General features: G+C 38.9%; 18 protein-coding genes. 8 read left to right on the forward strand and 10 right to left on the reverse strand.

Annotated features, from left to right (window positions below; translation table 11 throughout):
* Positions 1-215 precede the first annotated feature (215 nt).
* Together sigK and NSQ34_RS11745 are read left to right on the forward strand one after the other, a co-directional pair.
* Positions 216-944, forward strand: a complete 729-nt coding sequence (sigK, locus tag NSQ34_RS11740) for an RNA polymerase sporulation sigma factor SigK (protein ID WP_034738387.1) — start codon at positions 216-218, stop codon at positions 942-944.
* 663 nt (positions 945-1,607) lie between these two features.
* Positions 1,608-2,090: a DinB family protein gene (locus NSQ34_RS11745; RefSeq protein ID WP_144496231.1), complete on the forward strand. Its 483-nt coding sequence runs from the start codon at positions 1,608-1,610 to the stop codon at positions 2,088-2,090.
* Positions 2,091-2,112: 22 nt separating this feature from the next.
* Here the strand turns inward: NSQ34_RS11745 and NSQ34_RS11750 are convergent, their stop codons facing one another.
* From NSQ34_RS11750 to NSQ34_RS11780, 7 genes are all read right to left on the reverse strand, one after another.
* Complete coding sequence (locus NSQ34_RS11750) at positions 2,113-2,403, reverse strand: DUF3986 family protein (RefSeq protein WP_227001671.1); 291 nt, start codon at positions 2,401-2,403, stop codon at positions 2,113-2,115.
* A gap of 2 nt (positions 2,404-2,405) precedes the next feature.
* A complete protein-coding gene (locus NSQ34_RS11755; protein WP_061109382.1) occupies positions 2,406-2,834 on the reverse strand; it encodes a hypothetical protein in 429 nt (142 codons plus the stop codon).
* Between the two features lie 35 nt (positions 2,835-2,869).
* Positions 2,870-3,295, reverse strand: a complete 426-nt coding sequence (locus NSQ34_RS11760) for an NUDIX hydrolase (RefSeq protein ID WP_041118041.1) — start codon at positions 3,293-3,295, stop codon at positions 2,870-2,872.
* Between the two features lie 283 nt (positions 3,296-3,578).
* Positions 3,579-3,770, reverse strand: coding sequence for a hypothetical protein (locus NSQ34_RS11765; protein ID WP_142945484.1), 192 nt, complete (start codon positions 3,768-3,770; stop codon positions 3,579-3,581).
* A 107-nt stretch (positions 3,771-3,877) separates the two neighbouring features.
* Complete coding sequence (locus tag NSQ34_RS11770; protein WP_125586624.1) at positions 3,878-5,281, reverse strand: polysaccharide deacetylase family protein; 1,404 nt, start codon at positions 5,279-5,281, stop codon at positions 3,878-3,880.
* Positions 5,282-5,440: 159 nt separating this feature from the next.
* Entirely contained in the window at positions 5,441-5,995 is a 555-nt protein-coding gene (locus NSQ34_RS11775; RefSeq protein WP_268456523.1) for a delta-aminolevulinic acid dehydratase, read from the reverse strand.
* Positions 5,996-6,011: 16 nt separating this feature from the next.
* A complete protein-coding gene (locus NSQ34_RS11780) occupies positions 6,012-6,578 on the reverse strand; it encodes a GNAT family N-acetyltransferase (protein ID WP_326847826.1) in 567 nt (188 codons plus the stop codon).
* A 261-nt stretch (positions 6,579-6,839) separates the two neighbouring features.
* Here NSQ34_RS11780 and NSQ34_RS11785 point away from each other — a divergent pair, with 261 nt between their 5' ends.
* The 5 genes from NSQ34_RS11785 to NSQ34_RS11805 all read left to right on the forward strand — a co-directional run bounded on the left by NSQ34_RS11785 (position 6,840) and on the right by NSQ34_RS11805 (position 10,735).
* On the forward strand, positions 6,840-7,166 hold the full coding sequence (locus tag NSQ34_RS11785; protein WP_034280046.1) for an uberolysin/carnocyclin family circular bacteriocin: 327 nt from the start codon (positions 6,840-6,842) through the stop codon (positions 7,164-7,166).
* Positions 7,167-7,694: 528 nt separating this feature from the next.
* Positions 7,695-9,005, forward strand: a complete 1,311-nt coding sequence (locus tag NSQ34_RS11790) for a hypothetical protein (RefSeq protein ID WP_242025940.1) — start codon at positions 7,695-7,697, stop codon at positions 9,003-9,005.
* Positions 8,968-9,507 (forward strand): stage II sporulation protein M, encoded by a 540-nt coding sequence (locus NSQ34_RS11795; RefSeq protein ID WP_242025938.1) that lies wholly within the window; start codon positions 8,968-8,970, stop codon positions 9,505-9,507. The genes NSQ34_RS11790 and NSQ34_RS11795 overlap by 38 nt, the downstream gene beginning before the upstream one ends.
* A gap of 21 nt (positions 9,508-9,528) precedes the next feature.
* Positions 9,529-10,074, forward strand: a complete 546-nt coding sequence (locus NSQ34_RS11800; protein ID WP_034280043.1) for a hypothetical protein — start codon at positions 9,529-9,531, stop codon at positions 10,072-10,074.
* A complete protein-coding gene (locus NSQ34_RS11805; RefSeq protein WP_101676854.1) occupies positions 10,067-10,735 on the forward strand; it encodes an ABC transporter ATP-binding protein in 669 nt (222 codons plus the stop codon). Before NSQ34_RS11800 ends, NSQ34_RS11805 begins: the two co-directional genes overlap by 8 nt.
* A gap of 37 nt (positions 10,736-10,772) precedes the next feature.
* Here NSQ34_RS11805 and NSQ34_RS11810 read toward each other — a convergent pair whose 3' ends face one another.
* A complete protein-coding gene (locus tag NSQ34_RS11810) occupies positions 10,773-11,066 on the reverse strand; it encodes a spore coat protein (protein WP_024423071.1) in 294 nt (97 codons plus the stop codon).
* Positions 11,067-11,316: 250 nt separating this feature from the next.
* On the opposite strand from NSQ34_RS11810, the gene NSQ34_RS11815 reads away from it, so the two are divergent.
* On the forward strand, positions 11,317-11,529 hold the full coding sequence (locus NSQ34_RS11815) for a hypothetical protein (protein WP_024427922.1): 213 nt from the start codon (positions 11,317-11,319) through the stop codon (positions 11,527-11,529).
* A 40-nt stretch (positions 11,530-11,569) separates the two neighbouring features.
* Here NSQ34_RS11815 and NSQ34_RS11820 read toward each other — a convergent pair whose 3' ends face one another.
* The gene (locus NSQ34_RS11820) at positions 11,570-12,910 is read right to left on the reverse strand and encodes a sugar porter family MFS transporter (RefSeq protein WP_342500936.1); all 1,341 of its coding nucleotides are present in this window, start codon (positions 12,908-12,910) and stop codon (positions 11,570-11,572) included.
* An 82-nt stretch (positions 12,911-12,992) separates the two neighbouring features.
* Complete coding sequence (gene araA, locus NSQ34_RS11825; protein WP_098676964.1) at positions 12,993-14,414, reverse strand: L-arabinose isomerase; 1,422 nt, start codon at positions 14,412-14,414, stop codon at positions 12,993-12,995.
* Between the last annotated feature and the right edge of the window lie 7 nt (positions 14,415-14,421).

Consider the following 14,421-nt stretch of genomic DNA (forward strand, 5'->3'; position numbering starts at 1 on the left):
CCGAAATTACCCCTTCCTTTTCGGTCTAATATTACATATTTTAGCACGCTTCTTGACCGCCAAGCACCGCAAAGAAACCGCAAACATAAAAAAGAGACGAACAGAAGCACGATTTTTTTGAAAAAGATGATTTTTTCATCGTACAGACACAGACAATCCCTCCTTCACATACATTTGAGGATATAGGCAGCGGCCTAAACATGGTGGAGGTGAAAATCGTGGCAGGAGTATTTACAGCGATGGGATTGATGGTCAAAGAATTGGTGTTTTTAGTGTCCTATGTCAAAAACAATGCCTTTCCACAGCCCCTTTCGGGAGATGATGAAAAAAAATACTTAGCCCTCATGGCACAGGGCGATGAACACGCAAGAAACATGCTGATTGAACATAACCTTCGGCTCGTCGCCCATATTGTAAAGAAATTTGAAAATACCGGGGAAGACGCTGAAGACCTCATCTCCATCGGGACGATCGGACTCATTAAAGCCATCGAAAGCTATTCCTCTGGAAAAGGAACAAAGCTGGCAACGTATGCGGCGCGGTGTATTGAAAATGAAATTCTCATGCACTTACGCGCGCTCAAAAAAACAAAAAAGGATGTCTCCTTGCATGACCCCATCGGTCAGGATAAAGAAGGCAACGAAATTTCATTAATTGATGTCTTAAAATCCGAAAATGAAGATGTGATCGATACCATTCAGCTCAACATGGAGCTAGAAAAAGTAAAGGAGTATATCGATATTCTCGACGGCCGAGAAAAAGAAGTGATCGTCGGCCGGTTCGGCCTTGATTTAAAAAAAGAAAAAACGCAGCGGGAAATAGCCAAAGAGCTTGGGATATCGCGTAGCTATGTGTCTCGTATTGAGAAGCGCGCGCTTATGAAGATGTTTCATGAGTTTTACCGGGCGGAGAAGGAGAAACGAAAGCGGGAGAAGGGGAAGTGAAAATGAATTTTCCTAACTTCTAACAAAAACAGACCTCATGAGGTCTGTTTTTTATTTCGGCGCTAAGCTACTGTCACTCTGCATTTCTTTTGATAATAGCTGCCGCCTTAGCCCTCAAGAACAATGGCAAGATTTTGGTCATGAACTAAGGCATGAAGGAAATCAATTTATTATGCTCCACTATTTAGAGTACTGCAGGAAATGATGGCAAAGCGATTTGCATATAAGTATTGTATTCTGCATTAATGCTTAAAAAATTTAAATACGAAAAAATAAAATATGATGCTTCGTGTATTCTTGCTAATCAATTTTTTTGAAGAGAAAAAGGCTCTGTTAAAAGTAAATGTTGATATTTGATACCTGTCAGAAAGCTTAGTATAATCAATACAGGAACAAACATTCGGGATATTAGAAGTATGAGGAAGGCGTTTAGTAATTTGTTAAAACACATTGATAAACTACCGCTTACCCAAAAGAACAACTTGCTGCAAGAGACCCTATAAACGTAACAGTTTCCAAGGGTCATGTTATGAAAACAAGGTTGATAGTATGATTGGTTCTAAACTGACACCAGATCATGTACATTGTGTCGTTTAATTCTACAAGAATATCTTTAAGAAATAGCAGTACTTAAAGAAACAATTTAACTTTGGAGTGATCATAATGATTAAGTTTTTTGAGTACAACTGGCAGGTTAGAGACGAATGGGTTAACTGGTGTCATCAACTAACAACAGAAGAGTTGTTACAAGACCGCATAGGTGGAGTGGGGAGTATTTTATACACTCTTTTTCACATTATCGATGTTGAATATAGTTGGCTCCGTGCTATTCAGGGTAAAGAAGACGTGGTATTGAATTTTGATGATTACAAGTCTCTGACGAAGGTAAAAACTCTCTCATCTACTTTACGACATGAAATCGTTGAAATTTTAAAGTTTCATTTAGATGAAAAACAAGATCGAATAGTAACAGTTCCTTGGGATGAAGATGAATACACTAAAAATGAAATATTACATCATATAATTGCCCACGAAATTCACCATATCGGTCAACTTTCTGTTTGGGCAAGAGAAAAAGAATTAACACCTGTATCTGCTAATTTTATCGGTAGAAAGTTAAAATCAGTACATTCTTATGAAAAGTAAGGTCAGTTAAAGATCCATTCATTTATTCCACAATGCCATTTTCTTTTAAAAAGCACTCAAATAATTGCTGACCTTTCTCTTCGATTTGATCATCTTCAATGGGATATTCCCCAATGAATAAGCCTAAATGATTGTATTCCTCATAACTCTTTAAGAGATTCAACCCGTAACTTTTTTGATCAAAAAACAATAACCATTTTCCTGTTTCTAAACTCTTAAAAAACACGCCTTCATAATCACAACCTTGTTCATAATATCCTACATGTACATGCATACTCTCATCTAACCTATGTATTCTTTCATCTGTACACACTTTTATCTTGCTCCCTTAACTTTCATATCTTGCTGAAAATCAATATTCCTCAACTCAACCCAATCAACAAAATCAGGTACCGTTTTTGTCGTCAAAAAGTATTGGACGATTTGATAAGCCTGATGACGGTCGACATAGCTGCATGATGGCACATGCAATGGTGATCCTGCTATGAAATGCTCGATCGTTTCGATCTTTTCTACCTTTTGAAAAGGGACTAAACAATCTGGATATCTGATGATAAAGAATCCATACGGCTCAGTATAAAAGAAAACTAGAGTCTCGCATTCCCAATCTTCCTCTATCTCAATGGAAGATTCCCCGTTACCTTGTTTCCAATACTCTTCACCCTCCTGAAAGAAGATCTTTTTCATGAATTCTTCTCCCGGATTTTCTACTGGAGCTTCTGTAGGCCCGTAGTATAAAAACATCAATATCGCTCCTTCATGCCTATATCAATTTGGATTTAACCAATTGTTCTATTCCCCTCAAAATCATAAAAAGCTTGTGTTTGCTGGTTTAATTTTAGCATGTGAGATAGCTTTGGGTTTAGCTTTTGAAAGGTTTGAGTGCTGACCCATTTTACTTCTTCAATATCCTGATCCGGATCTAGAATGTTCATCTCTCCTCCGGTGATTCCCGCAAAGAACGTAATGATAAGCGCATGATGTTTTTTATCTTGAAAGAACGCTTCTCGAACCGAATGAAGTTCATTTACTTTGACAACATACCCTGTCTCTTCTTTTACTTCACGGATGACAGCCTGCTGCAGGTGTTCACCTTTTTCCACAGCACCGCCCGGAAGTTCCCAATATCCCTTTACATTCTTGACTGTTAATAGATTTCCTTCCTCATCATAAATAATAGCTGAAACCACGTCTACTCGTTTCAAATAAATCCCCCTCAACATTCTCCATTCAATTGCCGAATATATGGCACGAACTGTTCATTTTATACATTCTTATTATACTGTATTAGTAGTCAGCGATTGGAGGCCAGAGCATGTGGATGATCAACATTTTACTTATTGTACTCACAAGATTCACAAGAAATATCGTTTCTCTTTTGAGACAACTCAAAGCGTCAAACGAGAAAATCATCCAACTGTTAGAACATCAAAAACCGAAAAAAACACCTCATGCAACTAGCAGGAGGTGTTTACAATAGGAGAAATCTTATCGTTTTTCATCAAACAACATATATCTAATTCGCCGAATATAATGAAGCGCAATATGAGCAAGACATAAAATGAGCCCAATCATCGCAAGAATATAGATGGGCAGCATCAAACCAGGTACATAGTTTACGACAAATCCCAAACTAAACGCTGTCAGCATATATATGCTGATCAACCTCATCAACACCATTCGAAGCCCTCCCTTTCTACAATCACTTTAACATATTTTCCCTTCATTCTCATAATTGGCTTTAAAAAAGATGCGAATCCATTAAGACTCGCATCTTTTTTACGTATTCAATTCACCTTTTTCGCCCGTGCTTCCTTCCACTGCTCAAGCTCCGAGACTGTTAGTAATTGATATCCTTGTTTGGTCAATTCCTTGATGATCGTGACAGCCGCGTTGGCAGAGGTGTCATAGATGTCGTGCATTAAGACGGTTTCTCCACTAGACGCATGTGTAAGAATGTAGTTGGAAACGTATTGGCTGTTGCGATATTTCCAATCTTCGGGATCTACATCCCAAAGCGTAACTTTCATGTTGACAGCCGCGTTAATCTGCCCGTTTGTTCCACCATATGGCGGTCTAAAGTGAGTCGGTGTGAACCCGCCTGCTTTTTCAATGATTTGCTGCGTATCTTCTACTTGTTTGATGGCTTGTTTTAATGGCAGTCTTGTGAGTAAAGGGTGGTTATAGGAATGATTTCCGATTTCATTTCCACCTTTTCTGATTTCACCTAGCATATCGGGATAATATTGAACCCTGCTTCCTAATACAAAAAATGTCGCGCGTCCTTTGTTTTCTTTTAAAGCTGTTAAGATTTTTGAAGTTGTTGATGGATTTGGTCCATCATCAAATGTAAGGGCAATGGCTTTTTGATTTGGGTTGAATATTCCCTGTTTTGGCAGTTTTACGATCTTTCTTTTTGCGATCGGTTCTTTTTTCTCGTTTTTGTTCTTTTCTTTATTAATGTATTCTGGCTTTAACATTCCTTTAAGCAGTGTTTTCTTAATCGCCAGCACTTGAGGACCTTTTTTGTCTGGTGCAATTTGCCCTGCTGGGAAGTAGAATTCAATAAAACGATCTTTGATGGCAAAATACTGATAATGCTCTGCCTCAGGAGATGTTCCTTGTTTAAGCAAATACTCGTTTTCCGCAAGAGAGCGATCTTTTTTTAACTCCTCAAATGTCATTTGAGACAGTTTTTGCAGACTTTTTTTCTTTGATAAAAATAGATCATCTATTGATAAAAACTGCTGTTTCTTGAAATCAAAATTGAATATCTTCGTTTCATGTGTGCCTTTTACTCCGCCTTTCCATTCATATGTATTGAATTTGATCGCAGCAGTTTGTTTGGCATAATGAGTAATCTCATAATCTATGTTTAATTCGTATCGATGATCTTCATCGACATCACTTGCTTCACTAAACGATGTTTTGAATTTATCGATCGCTGTTTCTGCAAATCTTTTCATCTCTTGATCTAGCTTTTTTTGATGAAACACAGGATAGTTCACAGCATATCTCAAGTATCTCCCGTCATTCACGAGAGTTACAATCTCAACTTCTTTATAGCTCGCATCTGGTTCTACCTTCTTCTTCTCTGTCCCGCTTGCCTGCTGATTATGATAAAACGCAGCGATTCCGATGATCATCGCAAGTCCGCATAGGACGAGACTGACTTTCCATTTAATTGACACAATGATTCTCCTCTCGTGATGCCGTCATGCCTGAATGACGTGTGTTTGTAGGATAGACTTTGCATGCCCCCTTTTTAGTTTGCAAATCACACAATTGTCACATTTTCGACACATTTTTAGAGAGGAATAAAAAAAGGACTTGATTTCTCAGTCCTTTGATTACTTTTGCATATATAGTTGAAATAATTTCGTTTCTTCATCAATGGAACGCGCTCGATCAAATGCCGCTCTGACTGTCTTTGTATTGTTAATAAGCTCGTACAGCATGGTCAGTACAAAGATAAATGCTGCATTCCCATCGATGTAATCATCCGGCGCCGAATAAGATGTAGCCCCTGCCTCTAAAAAAGCATCTGCTATATTTTTCTCTCCTAGTGTACAGCCTGTAGAGATGACATGAACTCCTTCTAAGGAGGCATACCGCTTGATTCCATCCGCTCCAAAGGCAGTATCTCTAGGCTCCTCATCTTCGTAAACATCTTCCCCTAATTCAGGCATGATAAATGCTCCTTCTTCACCATGAAACGATAAAAGAAGGTAATCTATTTCCCCTCTAACTCTACCAGATAACACATGAATCAGATCATTCGGTCTTCCAATCCAATGCATATCGACTTTCACGCCGAAGTTTTCAAGTGCTGCACGCAGGGCAAAAGATTCCAGCTCACTATTGGGTCCTGCTGCTAATATGATACGCATGGCCTGTTGATCCACTTCTATCTCCTCCAGACTATGATAAAAATAAAACCATTTTTTCCTCATCTGCATATGTATCAGTCCATTTTAGCGCTTTTTCTTCGACAGCGTACGACTCAAATCCAACGGAGCGATAGAGGCGTTTGGCTGAGTGATTAGTTGTCACCACTGATAAATACATTTGCTCGATATCCTCCCGTTCTCGCGCAAAGGAAAGAGCTTTTGTCATCAAGGCCTGGCTTGCTCCTTTTCCGCGGGCACTAGGTGTTACATACATCGCTGTCAGATTCGCTCGGTGTTTTAACTTCTGCAAGGTTTCTTGGAGGAGCGTGACTGCCCCCACAAGCTGCCCTTGATGAAAAGCACCAAAAGTCCACATAGATTTCGCCGAAGCAAAACGCACTTTATATTTATCCTCTATATTGATTCGCTCTTCCTCATAGCTCATCGCAAAACCCTCTGGATTTAATCGCAGTGCTTCTAGTCTGAGTGCTGCATATTCTTCAGCATCATCTGGTGTTAACAATCGAATATTCAGAAAATCGCCTCCAAAAGAATGATGGATACTTCCAATTTTATCTTGAAAGAAGATTTTGATCAAAGGATATTGGTCCCTCTGCACATATCTCTTTACCTATATGCAAATTAGACTCGCTTTCCCACCTGTGAAAACAAGGTATTTCAGATCATGTTTACGTGTTTTATTCTAGCAAAAACGATTCTTTTCTCACTTATCTTTTCACCTTTTTTATATTAATCTATAACTAATTCATGAAAAAAATGAAAAAAAAGGATTGCGATAAACTAAAAGATATCTTAAGATAAAATAGTAATAAAAATACAAAAAAGGGAGGAATTTGATATGACAGAAACAAGAAATGAAATCAAACTACATGTTCTTTTTGGTGCTTTAGCAGTAGGATTCCTTATGCTAGCTCTTTTTTCCTTCTCGCTACAAATGCTGCCCGTTGCTGATCTAGCAAAAGAATTTGGTATTCCAGGCAGTGTTGCAGCTGTTGTTCTGAACGTGGTTGAAGCGGGCGGGGCTGTTACAACAATTGTGTCCATTTTAACTGCTGTAGGATCAGGTGGTCTTTCTCTCATTGCAGCGGCTGGTAAAGAGACAATTCGTCAGTACCTTAAAAACGAAATTAAGAAAAAAGGCCGTAAAGCTGTTATTGCTTGGTAATTCAATTTTATGACCCAATAGAAGGAGACTTTGTTCTCCTTCTATTTAAATTTTTATGCAGGTGAGAAGATGTTATATCCATTATTATCACTACTTCTATCAATTAGAATGAAACAACAATATTCAAATCTAGCTCAGTTTATAATACGCAGGGTTTCATTTTTCAAATCGTTTTCTTCTAAACAATACATATTATTTTCTTGCATTCTTGATACTTTATTCGGATGCCTGATTGTATTCGTTATTTCTTCATATCTTTACTCTTCGGTCTATCAAATAGAATGGGAAAGTGCTTTTGTGATATTTTTGTTCCTTTTCTCTATTGTCAAAGGAATTGAATCTTATAGAAGAACGCATATTCTTCCTTTTGAAGAGTTAATACAGCTTGCACCTGTTTCCGCGAGACGCCTTTTTCAAACGCTTTTATTTTCAGAGTTGGTATGGCTTCTATTTACGAGCTTGAGTACTTATTTGATTTATTTTCTCTTTCAATATTTCATTGCTCAAACACATGACTGGATATTTTGGTTGAAGCATCTCAATGTTATATTGACAGGCTTCTTACTTTTTATCGTCAGCAATAAGATATTTGGTGCTTACATCTATAACATTGTCGTAAAAAAAATTGGGATCATTCGTGTTCTTTTTTTCGCAAGCATCTCTTTACTTTTCTTCTTATTCGGAAGGGTTCTAATATCGAACGTTATTTTCCCTTTTTATCACACCTTCCGACAACTTTTTCAATCAATTTCTTCGCTTGCAGAAGATGCGTTTTGGATTACACTTTCAAACAACTTGGTGTCTTTATATCAGAATAATCTTCAGCAAATCCATCATGCTTTATTTTCACAGGATTCGGTATTTCTACAATTTCTAGCGCTTTTTACTTCACCTGTCACATTTTTCGTGGTGATATTAGCTGCAACACTCGTCATTAAGACCCCTGTTCGCTGGATTCCGACTGGGAAAGAGCATGATCCAAGCTCAAAACATTTTAGAGATTTATATTATTGGTACTTTCAAGCACTTGATAAAATTCAGGGCTCGCTGTTTCAAAAGAATATGTTGATTCAAAAAGACCTTAAGGTGTTAAAAGAAAAAAGGTGGCTGCTGTCTAAAGAGTTTTTTAATTATATGTTCATGTCATATGAAGCCTTCTTCTATGTCGGGGTTATGACAGGTTTGATCTCGCTTATTGATCATCAAGCTTTGCAAATTCAGATATTATTCACATTAAATGTGATGATTTTAGCTAATCAAACATATGAAATGAGAATGCTGACCCCTTCTATATTTTCTTTGAGTGCTGAAAAAAAGAATATTTGGCTCTATGAGCTTTCTCAAACATCTCTTATGCAGTTTTTCTTATCAAAAATCCAGTTATTTTATTGTTTATTTTCTATACCATCACTCTTTCTACTTTTCATTAATCTATCAATCATGAGTGTATATCACCTTTTTGATGTTCAGATGCTCATTCAATTGGTGGCATTGGGGATTGGCTTTTACATTTTTCCATTGATTCAGCTGTATTTGTTTCCATTCACAACAAAATTCAATTTTATTCACGAGCATGAAATAGGGACAACCAATGAAGAAATAGAAGTTATCGATAAAGGACAGGCCTTTGCAAGGAATTTTCTCGTGCTGCCTTTCATGTACTATATGATCTTGACCTCTTTTCTACCTATTTTGCAGCATTCTACAAGTCTCATAAGCGTTCTGTTTGCTTTATATTTTGTGATCGTTTCAGTGATTTGCTGGGTGTTATGCCGCAAGACCATCTATAAAGGGATTGAATATGTTGAAAAAAATAAGATGTTTTATATCGGAGAATAGACTGATTCTACGCCTCGGTTACCTCTACGCTGCTATCTTTATTGCAGCTGTGCTAATCGGAAGCCTTCTTCCTTATGATCAGATTCCTTATCTTAAAAAGGATGAAGAGATGTTTTTTCTATCTATTTTCTTAAACAATTTACAAGTTGGAATGGCGATATTAGGAATTGGAGCTTTTACAGGCGGCATCATGTCTGCAGGCATTCTTTTTTACAACGGCTACATTATCGGCAAACTCGTTCAGTATTTGATTGTCAATCACAAAGCGCAGCAGCTATTCACAGGACTCCTGCCTCATGCTTTCGTAGAAGTCCTTGGATTAATTCTGTTTTCAATCGTCAGCTCTTATCCTTTTATTTATCTCTATCGATTTATAAAAGGAGAAACAATTGAATTAAAAAAACTGACCCTAACTGTGCTTCAATTGATTTTTGCAGCAGCCATTCTTTTATTCATGGCATCTCTTTTAGAGCAATACGTTAGCCATGTACATCTACCATAGAAGAAAGGAGAATCTGGTTCCATGGAGCTACTTCTACGTCCTAAGCAATTTTTCAATCAGAATCAATCGATTAAAACCATTGTAGGCCTTGTCTTACTATCATTATTTGTGTCGACTGTCTTTTTAACATTTTTTATTATTGATTTGTTAGTAGATGAACCTTTATCCACTGGGAAACAACTTGCCAGCATTGTTTTTATCTTTTTGCTGACAATCCCGCTTTATTTCATTTTAAATTTTCTCAGTACTGTCCTAACTTCTATTTATATGTATTTTTTTCATAAAGCTTTTATTTTACGCAAAATGTATCTTGTTATTTTGGTTTATAATGCATTTCTTTTATTAGTGAATAGTGCAGCGATCTATTGTGTGATGGTGTTACAATTAGATCACTATTTTCTCTTGATTCAAATAGTTTCCTTCTTATTCAACTTATATCTTTTACGGATCCTTTATGATGGAATTATTTACTATGCTGAAGGATCAAAAAAAGCTGCCTTAGCAACTGTGATCTTGTATATGCTTGTGACGACTGCGTTTGTTATTGGAGGATTCATCAATGGCTAAACTTCAAGTGTCTCAGCTATCTTTTCGCTATGAAACAACAGAAGAGAATTCTCCCCTTCTCGATCATGTGTCATTTGATCTGAAAGAAAGTGATCGAGCTTGTATTATTGGAAAGAACGGCAGCGGTAAATCGACACTTTTAAAGATCATCGCAGGTCTGCTTCCTTCAGCATCAGAAACGATTTTACTTAACGAGCAGCATCACCCTGGAACCGCTCAATATAAAAGTCTGGTAGCATACATCCCAGATAAACCTTTAGTCTATGATGCGCTCACTGGTTTCGAGCATATGGAGCTTATCCAGTCTTTATGGAAAATGAAAAAGTCGGAAAAGGTTTTATACAAAGAGACCTTTCTATCGCTTTGTGATACATTTGATTTAACTCATGCCCTAAAAATGCCTGTCAAACAGTATTCATTGGGCATGAGATATAAACTTTTCTTTAATTGTATGGTGGCAAGATCTCCAGAGCTGATCATTCTTGACGAGCCTTTTACCTCTCTTGATGAAGCCTCTCAAATACAATCGATTTCTTTATTAAAAAAAGAGTTCTCTCATCGATGTGTTTTATTTACAAGCCATCAGCGCTACCTTTATTCAGAGTTAGGAAATCGTTTCTTCCAGCTGGATCAGGGACAATTAAATGAAATGGAGCATTAGACATACAAAAGGCATCCCATAAAAGGATGCCCCTTCATTACCACTTACAGCGCTTCACCGGACGGCAGCAAGGGTTTTTGATATCACTGCCGCAATCGTATTCTTCTACAATATACTCGTTGTGAGTCGATTCAGTGACCGGATAGTAGTTTTCGATTCTTTTGATGTTTTTATTGACGTTTGTGATATGCGTTGGATGAATTTTTCTGATCGTTTGTTCATTCGTTCTTGTGTTGACAATTTGACGTGTGGGGAAAACAACCGTTTCGTCTCCTCCTTGGTTTCCTCTGCGAGGTCCAAAGAAGAAATCATCTAATCGATTTCGGCTCATCTCAACACCCCTTCAAGTTGTCTTTCACTTACACTCTATCGTATGTCAGAGGCACCTTTCGTGATTAGATGCTTGTCTATTTTAAAAAAAATCCACTATCGACCTCGTTTTCTCTATCTTTACAAAAGGACAATTTTAACATATTATACAAGTGATATCTTACGAAGACAGGTCATCCATGAAAACAAAACATCAGCTCTTTTTATTCAATGCATTTTTTCCACTCATTATCAAATAAGAGGTGAACGATATGATCAACACGACACAGCCATTCGAACGAAACAAGCTAGACATTGCACTTGAACTAACTCAATTACATCTGAATCAATATCAAACAAACCATCCTGATCAGCTGAGTGAAATTTACGCGAAATATTACGCACTGCTTGAAGTGCTGGATTTGTCTTCCTATGATCAATTGATTGATTTACTGCCAAATGAGCTCAAACAGACGCTTGAGTAAAAAACCATCTACCCACATGGGATAGATGGTTTTCTTAAATTTATACACGTGCAGCCATATCGGTTTCGATTTGCTCTAAGCTTCTTCCCTTTGTCTCGACTAGCACAAATCGGGTGAATAACAGCCCGATTAAGCAGATGACTCCGAATGAGGAGAAAATGACCCCAAAGCTGAATTGATCAGCCAGAATAGGGAAAACAAGTCCAACTGCTAATGATCCGGTCCAGTTAAAAGCAGAAGAGATACCTGCTCCGATGCCTCTGACAGAAAGCGGGAAGATTTCGCCGATGATGATCCAAGTGATCGGTGCCCACGAGAAGGCATAGCACAAAATAAAGCAGCAAAGTGAAATCAATGTCACCCAGTTTAAAATTCCTTCACTAACACCAAGTGCCCCTAATGCGGCTGGAGCAAAGAAAGAAAGGGCCATGCCCGATCCCCCTACGGTGAGAATCGTTCGGCGGTCGAAGCGGTCAACAAATTGTAAAAAGATCACGGTCGTGACGACGAAAATGACACCGACAATGACTGTAAAACCTGCGGCGACCTGCGGCGCAAGACCTACATTCCGAGCGATACTCGTTGCATAATAGACAATGGAGTTCGCGCCTTGAATTTGCTGAAGGGTTGCCATTCCAACCCCAATGAAAAGAGCCATTCGGAATTTCTTTTGAAACAATTCACGAATCCCCGAGCGTTCTTCTTTGGCGACTTCTAAAATTTCCTGCATTTCTGATTCGATTTCTTCACGGGAAGAACGCAGTGATCCTAATACTTCCCGTGCTTTATGAGCCATTCCGTGTTTAATCAAATATCTCGGAGATTCAGGAAGCTTCAGCATGCCAATATAAAGCACGATCGCAAATAAAGCGGCACTTCCCAGCATCCAGCGCCAGCTGTCCGGGATGGACTCAAACACAAACGCAACAATATAGCTGAGCAATAGTCCAGTTACAATCATAAGCTGATTGAGCCCAGATAATTTCCCGCGGATTTTAGCAGGAGCGATTTCAGACATGTAAGCAGGAACCAAAGATGAAGCTGTTCCTACTGCTGTCCCTAAAAAGATTCGAGCGATGGTGAGTGAAATCTCTTCTGGTGCGACAGCTGATCCGATCGCCCCGACAAAAAAGATCACGGATGAGACCAAAATGAGTTTTCTGCGGCCAAATTTATCCCCTAAGAGACCGCTTAAGATGGAGCCAATGATGGCCCCGCCCATTAATGAAGAGACAACGATTCCAAGCCATAATGGGCTGAGCTGAAATTCTTCCTGAATATGTCCCTCTGCCCCTGCAATAATACCAATATCATATCCAAATAAGATGCCTGCAAAGGACCCGAAAAAGAAGATAAATTTGCTTGATACTTTTTTCTCCAAGTGGATGACCCCCTCACTTAATTAACCGCTTTCATTTCATCCCGGTGCTTCTACTGTAACCAGTAGAAGACCTTTCCCCCTTCTATAAAACCACATATTCTGCATTGACTAGCTTTGCAAAGTGAACAATTTGATCAACCGTTAAATTGAGAGACACGACTGTATGATGGCCCCCGCCTTCTTTAATCCATGCTTTGACGCCATCCTGAAAATTCGGTTTGATTTTCCACAATACACGCGCAACTGGTAAATGAGGTGCTGCTTCCTCCGGCTCAAAGGCTTCGACTTCTTGTATCAGCCATTTGAAATGTGTTCCAAAATCCGCTATAGAGACAACGACACCCTCGCCTGCTTTTCCATCAAACACAAGACGTGCTGGATCCTCCCGGTTTCCGATTCCAAGTGGAGATACGACAATGACAGGTTTTGTATGGGCAAGCGCTGGATCTACTTCCAGCATATGAGATTGCAGTACTGCTTCCTGCCCAGATGTCATTTCATACGTGTAGTCCTCCATAAATCCAGTGGATTGATGATGGCTCATCACCTTTAATAAGCGGTCAAGTGCGGCCGTTTTCCAATCACCTTCCCCGGCAAAGCCGTATCCCTTTGCCATCAGCCGCTGTACCGCAAGTCCAGGCAGCTGCTTCATCCCATGTAAGTCTTCAAAGTTTGTTGTAAAGGCATTATAGCCGCCTTCATCTAAGAAACGTTTGATGGCGATCTCATATCGCGCCTGCACCTTGACACTTTTTTCCCACTCTTCAACTGAATACGTTCCATAATTCACATCATATTGCGTTAAATACTCAGCAAATAATGCATCTACCTCTTCGTCTTCTACTGCATTTACATATTCGACGAGATCGCCTATTCCAAAGTAGTCAACGGTCCATCCTAATTGAATCTGCGCTTCGATTTTATCGCCTTCTGTCACAGCCACATGCCGCATGTTGTCACCAAACCGGGCTACTTTGATGTGAAAGCTCTCATGATAGGCAGCCGCAACGTCCATCCAATCCGCAATTTGCTGCTGCACTTCCGGCTTAGACCAATGACCGGTCACAATTTGGTTTTGTTTATTTAAACGTGCATTGATATAGCCATATTCTCTGTCTCCATGTGCGGATTGATGGAGATTCATATAGTCCATGTCGATCGTGTCCCATGGAATCTTTTCATAATATTGTGTAGCAAGATGCAAAAGAGGCTTTTGCAAAAGACTGGTGCCGCGTATCCACATTTTTGCTGGAGAAAATGTATGCATCCACGTCATCACACCGACAACTTCATCACGATAATTGACCTCTTTCATAAGCTTTGTGATTTGATCGGCACTGACAGCCAGGTCCTGCAAGATCACTGGATAAGGAAGTAAACCGCTCTCATTTAAAGCATCCGTCATCTTTTGTGCATCTGCTTTTACTTTTTGCAGTGCTTCATCACCATATAAATGCTGTGACCCAACGATAAACCAAAACTCTTTTTTCAGACTTGTTAACATAAATATC

Origin of the sequence: Bacillus sp. FSL P2-0069 (genome assembly GCF_038593315.1) — a bacterium.
GTDB classification, from domain to species: domain Bacteria; phylum Bacillota; class Bacilli; order Bacillales; family Bacillaceae; genus Bacillus; species Bacillus safensis.